The organism is Rhodoferax lacus (genome assembly GCF_003415675.1).
In the GTDB taxonomy this organism is placed as follows: Bacteria; Pseudomonadota; Gammaproteobacteria; order Burkholderiales; family Burkholderiaceae_C; genus Allorhodoferax; species Allorhodoferax lacus.
On sequence record NZ_QFZK01000044.1, the window covers coordinates 1 to 2,907 of the forward strand.

Here is a 2,907-nt window from a genome sequence, read left to right on the forward strand (position 1 = left end):
CCGATTACGTCCATGGTGATCACCTTTTAGTACCTGCTGAATTAATCAGCAGGACAGTGGAACACCCTGGTCAATTTTGGATCGGCACTTCTCGGTCTAACTGGTCAATTTTCGGTCGGCGTCAACAGTCAGAGGTCATTGCGCACCATCTAAAGAACCGAAAACACATCCATATCTATGACTCGACCAGCGGCTCGGGCTCCCTGCTCCTTAACATCGGCCAGGCCATCGCCAGGCACTTGGCGGACAAGGGCAGCATCAGGTACTACGCCCAAGAGCTGAAGGAGAATACTTACAACCTCACCCGCATGAACCTCATCATGCGCGACATCCTCCCCAACAATATTGTCACCCGCAACGCCGACACGTTGGAAGACGATTGGCCGTTCTTTGACGACCAAGATCCAGTCAATACCTACGACCCGCTCTACCTTGATGCTGTTGTGTCGAACCCGCCTTACTCGCAAAAATGGGACCCACAGAACAAGGACAGCGACCCCCGCTACGCCCGCTTCGGACTGGCACCCAAGTCCAAGGCTGACTACGCCTTCCTCCTGCACGACCTGTATCACCTTAAGCCTGACGGCATCATGGCCATCGTCTTGCCGCACGGAGTTCTTTTCCGTGGCGGCGAAGAAGGTGCGATCCGCAAGAATCTGATTGAAAACAACCACCTTGAGACCATCATCGGACTGCCATCCAATATCTTTTTTGGCACCGGCATCCCCACCATCATCCTCGTGCTTCGACAAAAGCGGGAATGCAGCGATGTCCTTATCGTGGATGCCTCCAAGGGTTTTGCCAAGGAGGGCAAAAGCAACAAACTCCGCGCCTCAGATATTAAAAAAATCACCGATACCGTGATCGGGCGTACAAGCGTCCCGCGCTACAGTAGCCTCGTCTCCAAGGCTCAGATTCAGGAGAATGATTACAACCTCAACATCCCGCGTTATGTGGATTCAAGCGAGCCCACTGAGAGTTGGGATCTTTATGCATCCATGTTCGGTGGCATCCCGCAAAGTGAGTTGAATGACTTGGCTGACTTTTGGCAGGCATTCCCTAACCTGCGCTCAGCCCTGTTTTCCCAAAACGGAACGCCCTACGTGGCGCCTCAGGTTGAAGACCTTGTCGAGGCTATCCGTGAACATCCCGAAGTAAAGAAATTGGGAAACAACTTCTCCGCCGCATTTGCCGACTTCAATCCCTGGCTTCACCGGGCGCTGCTGGATCAGATGTTTACCCTCAATGTCCATGGGCAAGAAGCGCTTATCAGCGAGGAACTGTTTTTCCGCCTCGCTCCGCTGCCGCTCATTGACCGCTACCGCGCATATCAAATCCTAGACGATCACTGGCAGCCCATTGCCACCGATCTGGAAATTCTACAAACCGAGGGCTTTGAAGCGTCCCGCGTGGTTGACCCGAATCTCGTCAGCAAAAAGAAGGACGGAAAAGATGTAGAGGTGCAAGATGGCTGGCGGGGCCGCATCATGCCATTTGAGCTGGTGCAGATGACTCACCTCAAGAAGGAGCTGGACGCGCTGCGCGAAAAAGAAACCCGCCTCAGCGAAATCACCGCCTCCATCGAGGAAACCTTCGAAAGCCTTAGCGAAGAAGAAAAATCCGCCGACACCATCAACGATTCGGGCGACAAGTTTGTCAGCGCTGCCGTTACCAAAGAAGCGAAAAGCCTGCTTGCCGAGGCGAAGAAATCAGGCGACTTTGATCCCGAATCTTACGAGGCAAAAATCATCCAAGTGGCCAACTTGCTGGGTGAAGATAAAGCCCTGAAAGCCGCAATCAAAGAAGAATCCTCCGCCTTGCACCTGAAGACAAAAGCGACCATTGAGAACTTAAGCGACCCGCAGGTGCGCGACCTCCTCGAACGCAAATGGATCATTCCCCTGAGTAGCGATCTGCACCGCCTGCCCGATCTGCAAATTGAAGGCTTGACCAGCAAGCTGGAAGCCCTGGTAGAAAAATACCGCATCACCTACGCCGACAACGCCCGCGAAATTCAGCAGACCGAAGTCGAACTGGCTGGCATGATTGGGGAACTCGAAGCCAACGAGTTTGACCTCAAAGGCCTTGCTGAACTGAAGACCTTGCTCACGGGTAACTAAGATGGCGAATCAAACCAACAGCAAGGTTCCGGCAATTCGTCTTACAGGATTTTCGGGGGAATGGGAGGAAAAGCCGATCGGCGAAATCCTGTCTGAAACGAAACGTGCTATCGTTTTGGAGGACAACCAGCAATATGAACTTGTCACGGTGAAACGCCGTAATGGCGGTGTTGTTTCCCGTGGGCATCTTTGGGGACGAGAGATTTTGGTGAAAAACTACTCTCAACTTCAAACTGGAGATTTTCTAATTTCCAAGCGACAAGTCGTGCACGGAGCAACTGGAATCGTCCCGGCAGAACTTAATCAGGCAATCGTCTCTAACGAATATCTTGTGGCAGTCGGAAACAATGAAATAGCTACTGAATTTCTGACAATTCTTGCAAGTCTGCCAGACATGCGTAAGAAATTCTTTCTGAGTTCATACGGGGTCGATATAGAAAAATTATTCTTCGACGCTGATGACTGGAAGAAGCGAAATATCACTATTCCTGGCATCGCTGAACAAACTAAAATCGGCGAATATTTTCGAGATATGGATAGTCTGATTGAGCTGCATCAGCGGAAACTTGACAGGCAGGTTGCGCTGAAAAATGCGATGCTCCAAAAGATGTTCCCGAAATCTGGTGCCACCACTCCAGAAATCCGTTTCAAAGGATTCACTGTTGACGCCGACCGAAAATTGACCAGTTAGACCGAGAAGTGCCGATCCAAAATTGACCAGGGTGTTCCACTGTCCTGCTGATTAATTCAGCAGGTACTAAAAGGTGATCACCATGGACGTAATCGG

At 51.3% G+C, this 2,907-nt stretch carries 2 protein-coding genes; both read left to right on the forward strand.

Annotated elements, in window-relative coordinates; genetic code table 11:
* A partial coding sequence (locus DIC66_RS22625) for an N-6 DNA methylase (protein ID WP_117180442.1) occupies positions 1–2,120 on the forward strand: 2,120 nt, incomplete at its 5' end.
* 1 nt (position 2,121) lies between these two features.
* Complete coding sequence (locus tag DIC66_RS22630) at positions 2,122–2,811, forward strand: restriction endonuclease subunit S (RefSeq protein WP_117180441.1); 690 nt, start codon at positions 2,122–2,124, stop codon at positions 2,809–2,811.
* The last annotated feature ends 96 nt before the right edge of the window (positions 2,812–2,907 follow it).

Bases quoted from the DNA above. Each gene is read 5' to 3' on its own strand.
- DIC66_RS22630 (WP_117180441.1), top strand. From the start codon at position 2,122: ATGGCGAATCAAACCAACAGCAAGGTTCCGGCAATTCGTCTTACAGGA.